This is a genomic window from Candidatus Pelagibacter sp. PS_10_02 (assembly GCF_059418005.1).
Genome location: NZ_CM182076.1, coordinates 1,186,105 through 1,199,786, shown reverse-complemented (window position 1 = coordinate 1,199,786; position 13,682 = coordinate 1,186,105). Strand labels below are relative to the sequence as shown.

The following is a 13,682-nucleotide window of genomic DNA, read 5'->3' as shown; positions in this document are numbered from 1 at the left end:
TAAGCTACCTTTTTTTAGAACTTTCTACTAATTTTCCAAAAAGACTATTTTGATTACTGCTTGTTATTTCAACTTGTACAATTTTTCCAATATTGTCTATATCACCATCAAAAATTACTGATGTCATATACTCTGTTCTGCCAAATAGCTTAATTCCATCTTTCATTATATTTTCCACTAGAACATTTAAAATTTTATTTTCAAGAGATTTATTTTTTTTAATTTGATTTTCAAATAACCTCTTTTGAATAATTTCTAATCTTTCTTTGGATTTTACCGCATTAACTTGGGTAAGATCTGCAGCTACTGTTCCAGGTCTGGCACTAAAAATAAAAGAATATGAATTTATGAAGCCAATTTTTTCAATTAATTCCATAGTTTTATTAAAATCATCTTCATCTTCCCCTGGATATCCAATGATGAAATCACTTGAGAATTCCACATTAGGATTTATCTCTTTTAAACTTTCATAAACTTTTAAATACTCCTCAATAGTATGTTTTCTATTCATTGATTTTAAAATTTTATTAGATCCACTTTGTACAGGTAGGTGAACTAGTGGCATTAATTTAGAGCTTTTTTTATACACATTAATTAAATCCTCTGTCATATCTTTAGGATGAGAGGTTGTATATCTAACCCTTTCAATTTGATCAAAACCATTAAGCTCTAACAATAAGTCTGATAATTTATATTCTCTATTATTATCTTGAAATTTATAAGCATTAACATTTTGACCTAACAAAATAATTTCTTTTGCACCTGACTCGATTAATTCTTTTGCTTCATCGATGATTTGTTTGAATGGTCTAGAGTATTCAGGGCCACGCGTATAAGGAACTACACAAAAATGACAGAACTTATCACAGCCTTCTTGAATAGTTAAAAATGAAGATACTCTACTATCTTTATTTTTAATTTTACTTAAATAATTAAATTTTGAAATTGTATCAAATTCGGTTTCTTCCTCTTTCTTTTTATTCTTCGAATGTTTTAATATAGCCTCATTAATTTTATGATATGATTGAGGTCCTATAACAATATCTATATAGGGCTCTCTTTTTAACATTTCTTGATTTTCAGCCTGAGCAACACATCCTGCTACAATAACAATTGGTTTTGGCTTTGATCTAAAAATTTTTTTAACCCTACCTATTTCATGATAAACTTTTTCTTTAGCCTTATCTCTAATATGGCAAGTATTTAATAAATAACAATTTGCATCTTCATACTTGTCAGTTTTTTCAAATCCAATTTCTTTGACTGTATCAAAAATACGATTAGAATCGTATTCATTCATTTGACAGCCAAAGGTTTTGATAAAAATTTTTTTCAACATTCAACTAGGATTTTTTTTTAACCCCATATAATTCTAATTTATGATCCACAAGTTTATATCCATATTTAGCTGCAATTTTTTCTTGTAGTTTTTCGATTTCTTCATCCACAAATTCTATAATCTCTCCAGATTTAACATCAATTAAGTGATCATGATGTCCCTCATTTAATTCCTCATATCTTGCCTTTCCTCCCTTAAACTCATGTTTAGCTAATATTCCTGACTCTTCAAAAAGTTTTACAGTTCTATAAACTGTGGCAATACTAATTTTTGCATCAATTTTCGTAACCCTATTATATAACTCATCTACATCAGGGTGGTCTTTTGCCTCTGACATCACTTTTGCAATTATCTTTCTTTGATCTGTTAACTTAACACCTTTTGCTATGCATTTTTGCTCAATATTTTGTGACATTATTAATTTTAACTTAAATAAATAGGATTAATCAAATTCTTTTTAATTTGAAATTGTTCGCATAAACTGGGGACATCTTCATATCTAATTTCATCTTTAACCTTAAAATCTTCAAAACTAAAACAATAATAGTTAATTTTTTTAGTTAAATGCAAAGCTTTAATTGTTGCTAATGAGTTTCTAATACCTGCAAAACTTCCTGGACCTCTATTTACATATATTGTGCTTACTTTATCTAGAGAGATTTTGTTATTATTCAAAAATTCATTAATTAAAATCATTAATTTTTCAAAATTAATTTTACTATTTTCATGACTACAAGTATAAATATTTTTACTAACTATGAGTGTTAAAAAAATTTTATCTCTAGCAGCATCTACAATTAAATTATTCATTATAACAATGTTATTAATGTTTAGTTGTAAAGCAGATGAAAATAATATCAAATATTATTCTCCTGACATGGGTATACTTTCTCTTATGTATCACCGATTTGATGAAAATAAATATCCATCTACAAATATTCAAATGGATATATTTAAGGAACATATTTCAATAATTAGGCAATCAAACCTTAAATTCTATGATCCCAAAAATTTAGAAAATAACTTTTCAACAATTAAAAAAGAGAAAAAAATTCTTTTAACCATTGATGATGCTTTCACTTCTTTTTACAAGGTTGCTTGGCCTTATTTAAAGCAAGAAAAAATCCCATTCATATTATTTGTATCAACCCAATCGATTGGAAAATATGGTTATATGACTTGGGAACAAATAAAAGAATTAGAACAAGAGCCTTTTGCCTATATTGGAAATCATGCCCATTCTCATGATTACTTAGTAGATTTTAACAAAGAAGATTTTATGAAAGATATTAATTCTTCTACTTCCATATTTAATAAAAATTTAGGATATAATCCTATTTTCTTTTCTTATCCCTTCGGTGAATATAGTCTAGAAATTAAAGAATATATTTCTAAAAATTTTAAATATGCTTTTGGACAACATTCAGGGGTGATTGATTATAATAAAGACCCCTTTGAACTTCCACGATTTCCTATTAATGAAAAATATGGTGATTTAGATCGATTTAAATTTTTAGTAAATCTGTATCCACTTCAATATAAAAATTTATATCCTGAAGATAAATACGTAACAGATAATAATCCTCCTGAATTTTATGTAGAATTTTTTGATGAACAAAAAAATATAAATAATATTAATTGTTTTTCTGATGAGGGTAATGAATGGAAGCAGTCCAATATAAATTTTAATGAAAATAAATTACGAATAAATTTTAGGGAAAAATTTTTGTTTAGAAGGGGAAGAATTAATTGTTCTCTTAATGATGAAGGATTATGGCGATGGTTTGGAGTTCAATTTTCAGTTGAACAAAATTAAATTAAACTATTAAGTTCAATACTTGATGGCATTAACTTTGCATCATCAAAATCTGTTAATTTATTTTGTCTAATAATTTGTTGTAAAATTTTTACATACTCTTTTCCAGTCTCTGCATATTCATCAAGATGTTCTGAAAGAATAATACTATCTAGCTCCTCACCATTATCTCTTAGTTCTGCTCTAGCACTTCTAAAATCTCTATAAGATGAATGGGTATTTAAATTTCTTTGATAAGCTTTAACTGATGCCTGTAACACGTTAAATCTCATAACTTTGTGTGTGCTATCATTATCAGCATCAGAGGGTTTTATTCCATCACCAGACCACGTCCACTGACCAAATAATGCATTTCCTTCTTGTGCAAATCTAGATGTTCCCCACCCAGTTTCTTTTGCGGCTTGAGCGATTGCCATTGAGACTGGTACTTCGTCCATTCTTATTTTAAGTGTTGATAAATCTTTATTAACAACTCCATATTGTTTAAATTTTGAGTTCAGCCAATTTTGTTCTGCTTTAGTATTTTTATTTTTATTTAGAATAGTAAAAAGTTTATTACGGTCAGATTTAATATTATTATTTTCTTCAATGACTAATGGTAAAATAATTTGGATAAATAAATCTTTTCTTTTTTTAGCATTTTCTATTTTAGTAATCTCTGCCGGTAATAATGTTAAAGTAATCGGTTTTACTAATTTATTTTTTCTTACATCTTCTAAATTATAATTTGTTGATTTAAATAACTCTTCAATTGTAGATGCGCTTAATCTCACACCATCTTTATCTTTTGGCTGTTGATCAAATGTGAAAATGTCTTCAAATAAAGATTTTTTATCTAAGTCATCATTTAGTTTTGGATCTTGGTTTTCTAGTAGTTTATTCAATTTATTTTTGGAAGTATTCTCATAGTTTTTAGAAAACAATATTTTTTTATTTGTAAGATCAATGGCAAGAGGCAAAACAAAGAAAAATGAGATTATAATTAAACTAGATAAAAAAGTTTTTGATAGGGTATCTAAGGTAATAGATTTTTTTTTTTTAATATTCTTTCTTATTATAAGTCCTTTTTTTTTTAAAAATCTTTTTATCTCTAATAGTGAAAATTGTTTATTTCTCATAACTATATAGCTACTACCTCTTTTACCTCAGGGAGATAATGGCACAAAAGATTTTGCACTCCTTGTTTAAGTGTCATTGTTGAGCTTGGACATCCAGAACAACTACCTTGTAATTCTACTTTGACAACACCATCCTTAAATTCTTTAAATTTAATATCTCCACCATCTTTAGCAACAGCTGGTCTAATTTTAGACTCTAAAATACTTATAATTTGTTTTTCTATTTCACTATGTTTTTCTTTTTCACCTCCGAATAATTCATTCGCAATGACAAACTCTTTGCCTGTAGAGTAGAAATCATTAATCAAAGAAATTGCTATATGTTTAATATCATCCCAGCTTGTTTCTTCTTTTTTATTAATTGACAAAAAATCTGCACCTAAAAAAACACCTGACACACCGTTAACAGATAACAAGTTTCGAACTAACTCGTTATCAGTCTCTTCTTTTTTAGTAACTTCAAAAGATCCATTATTGGATACCGTTTTACCAGGAAGAAACTTTAAAGAATTTGGATTTGGTGTTGATTCGGTTTGGATAAACATTATTCTATATATAATGATAAATTATGAAATTTAAACTAATTAATATATTTGTTTAAAAACCAACCAATTCTTTTATTTCCTTAATTTTTTTTGACGCAACTATATCTGCTTTTTTAGACCCCTCTAACAGAATTGTATCTAAATATTTTTCATCATTTAATAATTCTTTTATTTTTTTTGCAATAGGTTCAATTTTTTCAACTAAAACATCTGATAATTCTATCTTAAATTCAGAAAAATTTTTTCCTGAAAATTCATCTATTGAATTCTGTAAACTTTGATTTTTCAAGCTAGAGTAAATACCCAATAAATTTTCTGCTTCAGGTCGCTCAACCAACTCATCAATATTTTTTGGTAATGGCAATGGGTCAGTTTTTGCTTTTTTAATCTTATTAACTATTTCATCTTTACTGTCAGTAAGATTAATTCTACTAAGATCTGAAGGATCTGATTTGCTCATTTTTTTTAACCCATCTTTTAAACTCATTATTCTAGAAAATTGTTTTTGTATCAATGGCTCTGGCACTTTTAAGAATTCAGGTGCATTAAAATCATTATTAAATTTTTGTGCAATATCTCTGCAAAGTTCTAGGTGTTGTTTTTGATCGTCTCCTACTGGCACATGTGTTGCATCATAAAGCAAAATATCAGCAGCCATCAAAACAGGATATGAATAAAGACCAATACTAGCTTTTTCTTTATCTTTTCCAGCCTTTTCTTTAAATTGAGTCATTCTATTAAGCCAGCCAATTCTTGAAACACAACTTAAAATCCAAGCAGCTTGTGAATGTGCTGACACCATTGATTGGTTAAAGATAATATTGTTATCTGGATTGATACCGCTTGCAATAAATGTAGCAGCTGTCTCTCTTATATTATTTTTTAATTCCTTAGGGTCTTGCTTAACTGTGATTGCATGAAGATCTACAACACAAAAAATGCAATGATTTCCCTTGTCATTTTGAAGCTCTACAAAATTTTTTATAGCACCAAGATAGTTTCCCAAATGAAGATTACCAGTAGGTTGAACACCTGAAAAAATTTTTTTACTCATGTTAATAGTTTAGATTAATATCACTTTTTTTAAAAGCTTTGATTAAAAGTGCTATAAAAATATAGAATGTAAATCCAGCAATTACTATTGAGATTAAATATATTGCTTTAAAATTTTCGGAATACATTAATTGTTCATTAAAAAAATTAATCAAAAAATTAAAAAAAATACCCATTAAAATAGAGGCTACTATAATTTTGATAAATCTATCAATGAAAACTAAATTAAATTTAAACAAATTATCTTTTTTTAAAAAAATAAATAAACAAATTGCATTAAACCAAGATGATATTGTAGTTGCTATAGGTAAAATAATAAATCCTATTTCTTTAAAAAAAATAACACTTATAAATATATTTAATAAAACTGAGATTAGAGAAATATAAAAAGGTAATCTTGTATTATGTCTTGCGAAAAAAAAAGCAGAAAAAACTTTAATCAATGAAAATGCAGGTAAGCCAAAAGCAAAATAAAATAGAGCTTTGGCTGAATTTTTAACACTTAATTCATTAAAAGATCCATAACCAAATAATGACGATATAATTTCTTCTGAAGCAATTAACAGTGCAATTGCAGCAGGGATACTTAAAAACAAACTTAATTCTAAAGCTTTATTTTGAATTAAATTCATTTTATCTTTATTTTGATTTTGAACATACTTAGATAATTGGGGCAAAATAACTGTACCAATTGCAATTCCAGCAATTGCTAAATTTATTTGATAAACTCTATCTGCATAATAAAGATAAGAAACTGCACTAGTTTGAAATGAGGCAATAATTGTTCCAACTAAAATATTTATTTGGGTAACACCAGATGAAAAAATACTTGGTAATAATTTTTTAAAGAAATTTTTTATTTTTTTATCAATCTTGATTGAAAAATTTACTATAGGTGAAAAATATTTTTTTACATAAAAATATAAAAAAATAAGCTGCAAAACACCTGAGATTGTCACCGCATAAGATAAATAATACACCAATTGATCATCTAAAATTTTACCCAAAAATAAAACACTAATTAAAAGTATGTTTAAAATAATTGGTGCAGCTGATGCTACAGCAAATTTATTATGTGAGTTTAAAATAGCAGAAAAAAAAGATGCCAAACTAATAAATAAAAGAAAAGGAAATGTAATTCTTGTTAGGGTTACGGCTATTTCCATTTTCTTAAGATCACCCTCAAAACCAGGTGCTATTAGAAAGACGAATACTGGCATTAAAATTTCAATAAGAAGAACTAAAAAAAACAATCCTAAAATTAATAAGTTAAAAATACTATTAGCAAAAGCTTGTGATTTTTTTTTATTATTTAATAAAGAGGAATAGCTTGGGACAAACGCAGCATTAAATGTTCCTTCGGAGAATAATCTTCTAAAAGTATTTGGAATTCTAAATGCAACAAAAAACGCATCAGCTAGCAATCCTGTTCCAAGAAAAATTGCTATTAAAATATCTCTTAAATAACCCAATAATCTACTAATTATTGTAAAAAAACTAAACGTACCTGTTGACTTGAGAAGATTCATAAATCATATTAGTCTTAAATTCGCTTCAATTGTATACCTAATTACCAAAAATGAAAAAAACTAAAATAGACCATTACACTGATAAAGAAGCTCTAGAATTTCATAGTTTAAATAAGCCAGGTAAAATTGAGATTAATTCCTCAAAACCAATGACGACTAAGAGAGACCTAGCACTTGCTTACTCTCCGGGTGTAGCAGTTCCAGTAAAAGCAATTGCTGACAATCCCGAGGCAGCCTATGATTACACATCCAAAGGTAACTTAGTGGCTGTAATAAGTAATGGTTCTGCAATTTTAGGAATGGGAAATCTGGGAGCTTTAGCTTCAAAGCCTGTAATGGAAGGTAAGGCAGTTCTATTTAAAAGATTTGCAGACATCGACTCGATAGATTTAGAAATAGACTGTAAAGATTCTGATGAGATAATAAATAGCATTAAAAATTTTGCATGTAGTTTTGGTGGGATTAACTTGGAAGACATAGCTGCACCTGACTGTTTTATTATTGAAGAAAAATTAAAAGAAATTTTAGATATTCCAGTATTTCATGATGATCAACATGGAACCGCAATAATAACTACGGCAGCTTTAATTAATGCTCTAGATATAAGTGGCAAGTCAATAAAAGATATTAAGATTGTGGTTAATGGTGCTGGTGCTTCTGCAATAGCTTGTACTAATTTATTTAAAAATAGTGGTGTCTTAAATGAGAACATAACCATGTTAGATCGAAAAGGTGTTATCTATAAAGGAAGAACAGAGGGTATGGACCAGTGGAAATCGGCTCATGCAATTGAAACTAAAAATAGAACACTTGAGGATGCAATAAGCGGGGCAGATGTGTTTTTGGGACTATCTGCTAAAGGTGCTTTAAAAAAAGAACTTGTAAAAAAAATGGCAAATAATCCAATAATTTTTGCTTGTGCCAATCCTGATCCCGAAATAACTCCTGAAGAAATTATGGAAGTAAGAGATGATGCTATTATTGCAACTGGCAGATCAGATTATCCTAATCAAGTTAATAATTTAATTGGTTTTCCTTATATTTTTAGAGGAGCGTTGGATGTTAGGGCAACAACAATTAATGAGGAAATGAAGGTTGCAGCTGCAAACGCAATTGCTAAATTAGCAAGAGAAGATGTTCCAGATGAAGTGGTTGCTGCAATGGGTGGCGATCGTCCTAGATATGGAAAAGACTATATTATTCCATCTACTTTTGATCCAAGGTTAATTAGTGTTATCCCCGCAGCTGTTGCCAAAGCTGCTATGGACAGTGGAGTTGCAAAAAAACCGATAATAGATTTTGAGCTTTATAAAGATCAACTTAAACAAAGACTTGATCCCTCTGTAACCATTATGCAAGGTATTAATTCTCATATTAAAAAAAATCCAAAAAGAATTGTTTTTGCAGATGGAGAAGATGAAAATACATTGAAGGCTGCTATAGCTTTTAAAAACTCTAAGCTGGGGATACCAATCTTAATTGGTAAAAAAACAAAAATTAAAGAAAGAATAAAAGAAATTGGATACAATGAAAACTTTGATATCAAAATAATAAATTCTGAAGATAATGAAAAAAGAGAAAAATATGTAAAGTTCTTATTTGCTAAACTTCAAAGAGAACAAGGTCTACTAGAGAGAGATTGTGACAGGTTGATTAGGAATGATAGAGTAATTTGGGCATCTTGTATGGTTGCTTGCGGTGATGCTGATGGTGCTGTTACTGGCAACACGCGGAGGTTTGGGTCATCTTTTGATAAAGTTACACAAGTAGTAGATGCTAGACCTGGCGAAATAATGTTTGGTTTAAACATGGTCGTTGCTAAAGGAAAGACAATTTTTGTTGGGGATACTAGTGTAAATGAATACCCAAGCTCAGAAGAGCTTGCAGAAATTGCAATTTCGTCTGCTCGTGTAGTTAAAATGTTTGGCTTTGTTCCAAAAGTTGCTTTTGTTTCTCACTCTACTTTTGGCCAACCTCTTACAAGTAGAACCAAGCATATTAAAAAAGCTGTTGAAATTTTAGAGAAGAAAAATGTCGACTTTGATTTTGACGGAGACATGCAACCAGATGTTGCTCTTAACTCAGAATACAAAGAACTTTATCCTTTTTCAAGTATCGTTGGAAATGCTAATATTTTAATAATGCCTGGACAACATAGTGCAGCAATCTCTTATAAATTAATGAAAAGTTTAGGTGACACAAGAGTAATTGGGCCCTTATTAATCGGATTAGGTCAACCCATTGAAATAGCACCTTTGAGATCTTCTACATCTGAAATTATAAATCTAGCATCAGTGGCTGCTTACTCTGCTGACGTTATAGATTATAAAAAAAATTAATCTTTTTGAATTCTTAAATCTTCAACCAAAATAATACTTGCTATAACATTCTCAACATCAAGTATTTCTTTTGCTTCATTTATTACTTCTTTTTTTTCTTCGTTTGTTAAAGCAATTCCATAAATGAATATTTTTTTCTTATAGGTGTCTATTTGATAATTAGTTGAATTTATTTTTTTATTAAAAATTAACGCAGAACGTAATTGAGAAGTTATCAATAAATCTTTTGCAGATTGTTTAAAATTAAAATCTTCTTTTATTTTAATATCATTTCTTACAGATCTGACACCTTTTGTTTCCCATGCTAATTTAGTAATTTGAAGTTTTTCTTCAGGATCATCTACTTTTCCAGTTAAAAAAATTCTTCCATCTAAAACTTTTATTTTTACAAATATCAAATAACTTTTATTTGTTAATAGCAATCTACCTGTCAGATTTTTTTGCATCACAGAATCATCTATTTGAGTACCTAAAGATCTTGGATCAAATGCAACACTTACACCTGTTCCAAAAACACCCTTCGAACTTAATCCTGCACATCCAGTTAAAAACAAACAAATTAAGCTTATTAAAATAGTTCTATTTCTCATTTTTCAATTTTAGACAATAATTATAAATTTCTTTTTTTGGCACATTAGAGTTTTGGCTAATTAAATCTGTAATATCTTTTATACTTAGTTTCTTAATCATTTTTTGAATATTAATTTTATCTGATTCTTTTAAATTTATCGAAGAATTTTTTTCTTTTAATTTTTCAGAAATAACAATTGTTAATTCTCCTTTTGGGTCAGATTTAAAAGGTTCAAGTTTATCAATGTCGGTTCTAATATATTCCTCATAATACTTAGTCATTTCTCTACATATTAAGATCTTTCTATTTATAAAATATTCTTTGATGTATTTTACTGATTTGTTGAATTTCCTTGGTGAAATAAAAAAAACAATGCAGCCATCTTGTTTTTTAAGTTTTTCAAAATCTTCTTTGAGTTTATTATTTTTTTCTGGAAAAAAACCATAGAAAAAATATTGTTCATTAAAACCACTAATTGATACAGCAGAAGAAACTGCTGATGCTCCTGGAATAGGATAAATATCGATTTTATTAATTAAACACTCATTAACTAATATTGCCCCAGGATCTGAAACAGAGGGTGTTCCTGCGTCAGAAATTAGAGAAACAACACAATCGGACTTTAAAATCTTAATAATTTTAGATAGGTTTTTTTTTTCATTAAATTTATGGTTTGAAATAAGTTTGGACTTAATTTCATAACGATCTAATAGGTTTTTTGAAGTTCGAGTGTCCTCGCACAAGATATAATCTGATTTTTTTAATACCTCTAATGCCCGCAAAGTAATATCACTTAAATTTCCAATTGGTGTGGAGACTATATAAAGGCCACTTTTAACTTTATTATTTGTAATGTCAGTATGTAGAATCATTAAATTATAAACGTTATAATAATAACATTAAAATGAAAAAAATTATTAAAATTATATTGTTTTTGACCTTAACACTCTTAATGAGTTTAACGAGCATTAAAGCAAATGAAAAAATAAAGATAGGTTTGCTCATCCCTTTAACAGGTGAAAATTCAGAAATTGGTGAATCTATAATTAACTCTGTAGGACTTGCTGTTAACAAAATTAACAACTCTTCAATTGAAATTATTCCAAAAGATACAGGATCAAATCCTGATATGGCCTTAGATGCTGCAATAGAATTGTCAAACTTAGGTGTCAAAATTATTATAGGCCCTGTATTTAATGAAAGCTTAGCTTATCTTAATAAAGTAAATGAAATAACTTTTTTAGCTTTAACAAATAAGAACAATAATTTTTCAAAAAATATTATTAATGCAGGAATAAATGCAACATCCCAATTAAGAGCAATTAATAGATTTATAAAATTAGAAAAAATTAAAAAAACTATTTTTTTAACTCCTGATGTGAGCTTCAAAAATGAAATTGAAGTAGCTATTTCTAGATCTAAAATTAAATTAAAAAAAAATTATATTTATAATACTGATCCAACTAAGCTTACTGAACAAATAGAAAAAATCACTCGTTATCAAATTAGAAAACAAAATTTACAAGATGAAATAACAAGATTAGAAAAATCTGATGAAAGTAATAAAGAATTGTTAATTGAGAGATTAAAAAAAAGAGACACGCTTGGAAATGTAAATTTTGATTCAGTTATAATTTCAGACTTTGATGAAAGCTTAAAAAGTGTAACTACTTCTTTATTGTATACCGATGTCTCACCAAAAGAAAAATATTTTATCACTCTTAATCAATGGTTTGACGAGTCACTTCTTAAAGAAACAAGTTCACAGCCGCTTTATTTTCCATCTGTAAATAAAAATAATTATGAAGAATTTTCATCTGAGTATTATGAGAAATATAATCTATACCCAAATCAATTGTCTTTTTTAAGTTATGATTTAGTTGGTCTTGTTTATTACCTGATACTACAAAATGATAATATTATTAATCAAACTATGTTTGCCAAAAAAACTTTATTCAAGGGAAAAGTTGGAATTTTTGAAATCCAGGACAATAAAATAAATCATATTTTAAATTTCTATAAAGTCGAGGATGAAAAATTTAAAAAAGTTTTTTGATTTTTTTGAAAGCTTTAAATCTATGATCTATTTTATATTTTTCAGATACTTTCATTTCTCCAAAAGTAAGTTTTTTTCCTTTTGGAATAAAAATTGGATCATATCCAAATCCGTTTCTGCCTTTCATGGCAGGTGAAATTGAACCTTCAATTTTACCAATAGAGCTTATTAATTTTTTATTTGAACTAAATATAGTTAATGCACAAACAAACCTTGCTCTAATTTTTTTTTGTTTCCAGTTTTTATCTTTTTTATTTAATTCTTTAAAAACTCTATTCATTGCTTTTTTAAAATCACCTTTTTTTCCACCCCACCTAGCTGAATAAATTCCTGGTTGTCCCTTTAAAAGATCAACCTCTAAACCAGAGTCATCAGATAAACATATTAATTTAGATTTTTTTGAAAAATATCTTGCTTTTATTGATGAGTTTTCTGCAAATGTTTTACCATTCTCGGCTGGACTTTTAATTTTGAAATCTAAAGGTGAATATATTTTGAGATAATTGGGTAATAAATCCTTAATTTCCTTTAATTTTCCCCTATTATTTGTTCCAACAATAAGTTCGGTAATTTTTTTCTTTGGCATCTAGCAATTTTTAAATTTCATACCATATAAGTCTCTATGGAAAAAGAGCAAAACACTAACTCGGACAAGCAAAATAAAGAAGCTGAGGAAAAGATAAACGAGGAACAAAATAATGATGCTCAAACAAATAATAGTACAGATTCTAAGGATGATAAAAAAGAGATAAAAGAGCTAACACCAGAAGAAAGAATTATAGAACTAGAGGATAAAGTTGCAAGAACATTTGCGGAAATGGAAAATCAAAGAAGAAGGTTTGAAAAAGAAAAAGATGATGCATTTGACTATGGTGGATTCTCTTTTGCTAAAGAAGCTCTAAATCTTATTGACAATTTAGAAAGATCAAAACAAATTCTAGAAAGTGATGAGGCGTTAAAAGGTACAGAGGCTCTTAAAAAAACTTTAGAACATTTTGAAATTATTAGTAAAGATATGGTATCGATTTTTTCAAAAAATGGAATTACTCCTATAAGTTCTATTGGTAAAAAATTAGATCCAAATCAACATCAAGCAATGATGGAAATTGATGATGATCAAAAAGAACCTGGCACCATAGTTCAAGAAATTCAAAAAGGATTTATGATGAAAGACAGACTTTTAAGACCAGCTTTAGTTGGGGTATCAAAAAAAACAAAAACAGAAAAAGACGAGAAAAACGAGGAAAATAAAGAGAATTCAGACAATTAATAATATTGATCAGAGCTTGTAGATTAAAAATTAACAATTATATGAA

At 27.9% G+C, this 13,682-nt stretch carries 14 protein-coding genes; 4 read left to right on the top strand and 10 right to left on the bottom strand.

The window, feature by feature from the left end; all coding sequences use genetic code 11:
* Nucleotides 1-4 precede the first annotated feature (4 nt).
* Genes miaB through AC5SL1_RS06565 form a run of 3 tightly spaced genes read right to left on the bottom strand, consistent with a single transcriptional unit; the run spans nucleotide 5 to nucleotide 2,149 of the window.
* Nucleotides 5-1,339, bottom strand: a complete 1,335-nt coding sequence (miaB, locus tag AC5SL1_RS06575) for a tRNA (N6-isopentenyl adenosine(37)-C2)-methylthiotransferase MiaB (RefSeq protein WP_494599593.1) — start codon at nucleotides 1,337-1,339, stop codon at nucleotides 5-7.
* Nucleotides 1,340-1,343: 4 nt separating this feature from the next.
* Entirely contained in the window at nucleotides 1,344-1,754 is a 411-nt protein-coding gene (locus tag AC5SL1_RS06570) for a Fur family transcriptional regulator (RefSeq protein WP_494579860.1), read from the bottom strand.
* A gap of 8 nt (nucleotides 1,755-1,762) precedes the next feature.
* On the bottom strand, nucleotides 1,763-2,149 hold the full coding sequence (locus AC5SL1_RS06565) for a peptidase M22 (RefSeq protein ID WP_494579858.1): 387 nt from the start codon (nucleotides 2,147-2,149) through the stop codon (nucleotides 1,763-1,765).
* A 16-nt stretch (nucleotides 2,150-2,165) separates the two neighbouring features.
* Here AC5SL1_RS06565 and AC5SL1_RS06560 point away from each other — a divergent pair, with 16 nt between their 5' ends.
* On the top strand, nucleotides 2,166-3,155 hold the full coding sequence (locus AC5SL1_RS06560) for a polysaccharide deacetylase family protein (protein ID WP_494599591.1): 990 nt from the start codon (nucleotides 2,166-2,168) through the stop codon (nucleotides 3,153-3,155).
* Here AC5SL1_RS06560 and AC5SL1_RS06555 read toward each other — a convergent pair.
* The 4 genes from AC5SL1_RS06555 to murJ are packed head-to-tail and all read right to left on the bottom strand — an operon-like array spanning nucleotide 3,152 to nucleotide 7,400.
* Nucleotides 3,152-4,273: a glucosaminidase domain-containing protein gene (locus AC5SL1_RS06555; RefSeq protein WP_494599589.1), complete on the bottom strand. Its 1,122-nt coding sequence runs from the start codon at nucleotides 4,271-4,273 to the stop codon at nucleotides 3,152-3,154. The two genes, AC5SL1_RS06560 and AC5SL1_RS06555, sit on opposite strands and share 4 nt — an antisense overlap.
* A gap of 2 nt (nucleotides 4,274-4,275) precedes the next feature.
* Complete coding sequence (locus AC5SL1_RS06550; RefSeq protein WP_494599587.1) at nucleotides 4,276-4,818, bottom strand: NifU family protein; 543 nt, start codon at nucleotides 4,816-4,818, stop codon at nucleotides 4,276-4,278.
* Nucleotides 4,819-4,870: 52 nt separating this feature from the next.
* Nucleotides 4,871-5,872: a tryptophan--tRNA ligase gene (gene trpS / locus AC5SL1_RS06545; protein ID WP_494599585.1), complete on the bottom strand. Its 1,002-nt coding sequence runs from the start codon at nucleotides 5,870-5,872 to the stop codon at nucleotides 4,871-4,873.
* A gap of 1 nt (nucleotide 5,873) precedes the next feature.
* Nucleotides 5,874-7,400 (bottom strand): murein biosynthesis integral membrane protein MurJ, encoded by a 1,527-nt coding sequence (gene murJ / locus AC5SL1_RS06540; protein ID WP_494599583.1) that lies wholly within the window; start codon nucleotides 7,398-7,400, stop codon nucleotides 5,874-5,876.
* 50 nt (nucleotides 7,401-7,450) lie between these two features.
* On the opposite strand from murJ, the gene AC5SL1_RS06535 reads away from it, so the two are divergent.
* Nucleotides 7,451-9,739, top strand: a complete 2,289-nt coding sequence (locus tag AC5SL1_RS06535; RefSeq protein WP_494599581.1) for an NADP-dependent malic enzyme — start codon at nucleotides 7,451-7,453, stop codon at nucleotides 9,737-9,739.
* Here the strand turns inward: AC5SL1_RS06535 and AC5SL1_RS06530 are convergent.
* Entirely contained in the window at nucleotides 9,736-10,329 is a 594-nt protein-coding gene (locus tag AC5SL1_RS06530; RefSeq protein WP_494599579.1) for a BON domain-containing protein, read from the bottom strand. The two genes, AC5SL1_RS06535 and AC5SL1_RS06530, sit on opposite strands and share 4 nt — an antisense overlap.
* On the bottom strand, nucleotides 10,319-11,182 hold the full coding sequence (rsmI, locus tag AC5SL1_RS06525) for a 16S rRNA (cytidine(1402)-2'-O)-methyltransferase (protein WP_494579846.1): 864 nt from the start codon (nucleotides 11,180-11,182) through the stop codon (nucleotides 10,319-10,321). Before rsmI ends, AC5SL1_RS06530 begins: the two co-directional genes overlap by 11 nt.
* Before the next feature lie 32 nt (nucleotides 11,183-11,214).
* On the opposite strand from rsmI, the gene AC5SL1_RS06520 reads away from it, so the two are divergent.
* Nucleotides 11,215-12,366: an ABC transporter substrate-binding protein gene (locus AC5SL1_RS06520; protein WP_494599577.1), complete on the top strand. Its 1,152-nt coding sequence runs from the start codon at nucleotides 11,215-11,217 to the stop codon at nucleotides 12,364-12,366.
* Here the strand turns inward: AC5SL1_RS06520 and rdgB are convergent.
* Nucleotides 12,350-12,952 (bottom strand): RdgB/HAM1 family non-canonical purine NTP pyrophosphatase, encoded by a 603-nt coding sequence (gene rdgB, locus AC5SL1_RS06515; protein ID WP_494599575.1) that lies wholly within the window; start codon nucleotides 12,950-12,952, stop codon nucleotides 12,350-12,352. The genes AC5SL1_RS06520 and rdgB overlap by 17 nt on opposite strands.
* 36 nt (nucleotides 12,953-12,988) lie before the next feature.
* Here rdgB and grpE point away from each other — a divergent pair, with 36 nt between their 5' ends.
* Nucleotides 12,989-13,636, top strand: a complete 648-nt coding sequence (gene grpE / locus AC5SL1_RS06510) for a nucleotide exchange factor GrpE (protein ID WP_494599573.1) — start codon at nucleotides 12,989-12,991, stop codon at nucleotides 13,634-13,636.
* Nucleotides 13,637-13,682: the final 46 nt, after the last annotated feature.

Excerpts from the sequence above, each read along its gene's own strand:
- miaB (WP_494599593.1), bottom strand. The coding sequence starts at position 1,339 with ATGTTGAAAAAAATTTTTATCAAAACCTTTGGCTGTCAAATGAATGAA.
- AC5SL1_RS06570 (WP_494579860.1), bottom strand. The coding sequence starts at position 1,754 with ATGTCACAAAATATTGAGCAAAAATGCATAGCAAAAGGTGTTAAGTTA.
- AC5SL1_RS06565 (WP_494579858.1), bottom strand. The coding sequence starts at position 2,149 with ATGAATAATTTAATTGTAGATGCTGCTAGAGATAAAATTTTTTTAACA.
- AC5SL1_RS06560 (WP_494599591.1), top strand. The coding sequence starts at position 2,166 with ATGTTTAGTTGTAAAGCAGATGAAAATAATATCAAATATTATTCTCCT.
- AC5SL1_RS06555 (WP_494599589.1), bottom strand. The coding sequence starts at position 4,273 with ATGAGAAATAAACAATTTTCACTATTAGAGATAAAAAGATTTTTAAAA.
- AC5SL1_RS06550 (WP_494599587.1), bottom strand. The coding sequence starts at position 4,818 with ATGTTTATCCAAACCGAATCAACACCAAATCCAAATTCTTTAAAGTTT.
- trpS (WP_494599585.1), bottom strand. The coding sequence starts at position 5,872 with ATGAGTAAAAAAATTTTTTCAGGTGTTCAACCTACTGGTAATCTTCAT.
- murJ (WP_494599583.1), bottom strand. The coding sequence starts at position 7,400 with ATGAATCTTCTCAAGTCAACAGGTACGTTTAGTTTTTTTACAATAATT.
- AC5SL1_RS06535 (WP_494599581.1), top strand. The coding sequence starts at position 7,451 with ATGAAAAAAACTAAAATAGACCATTACACTGATAAAGAAGCTCTAGAA.
- AC5SL1_RS06530 (WP_494599579.1), bottom strand. The coding sequence starts at position 10,329 with ATGAGAAATAGAACTATTTTAATAAGCTTAATTTGTTTGTTTTTAACT.
- rsmI (WP_494579846.1), bottom strand. The coding sequence starts at position 11,182 with ATGATTCTACATACTGACATTACAAATAATAAAGTTAAAAGTGGCCTT.
- AC5SL1_RS06520 (WP_494599577.1), top strand. The coding sequence starts at position 11,215 with ATGAAAAAAATTATTAAAATTATATTGTTTTTGACCTTAACACTCTTA.
- rdgB (WP_494599575.1), bottom strand. The coding sequence starts at position 12,952 with ATGCCAAAGAAAAAAATTACCGAACTTATTGTTGGAACAAATAATAGG.
- grpE (WP_494599573.1), top strand. The coding sequence starts at position 12,989 with ATGGAAAAAGAGCAAAACACTAACTCGGACAAGCAAAATAAAGAAGCT.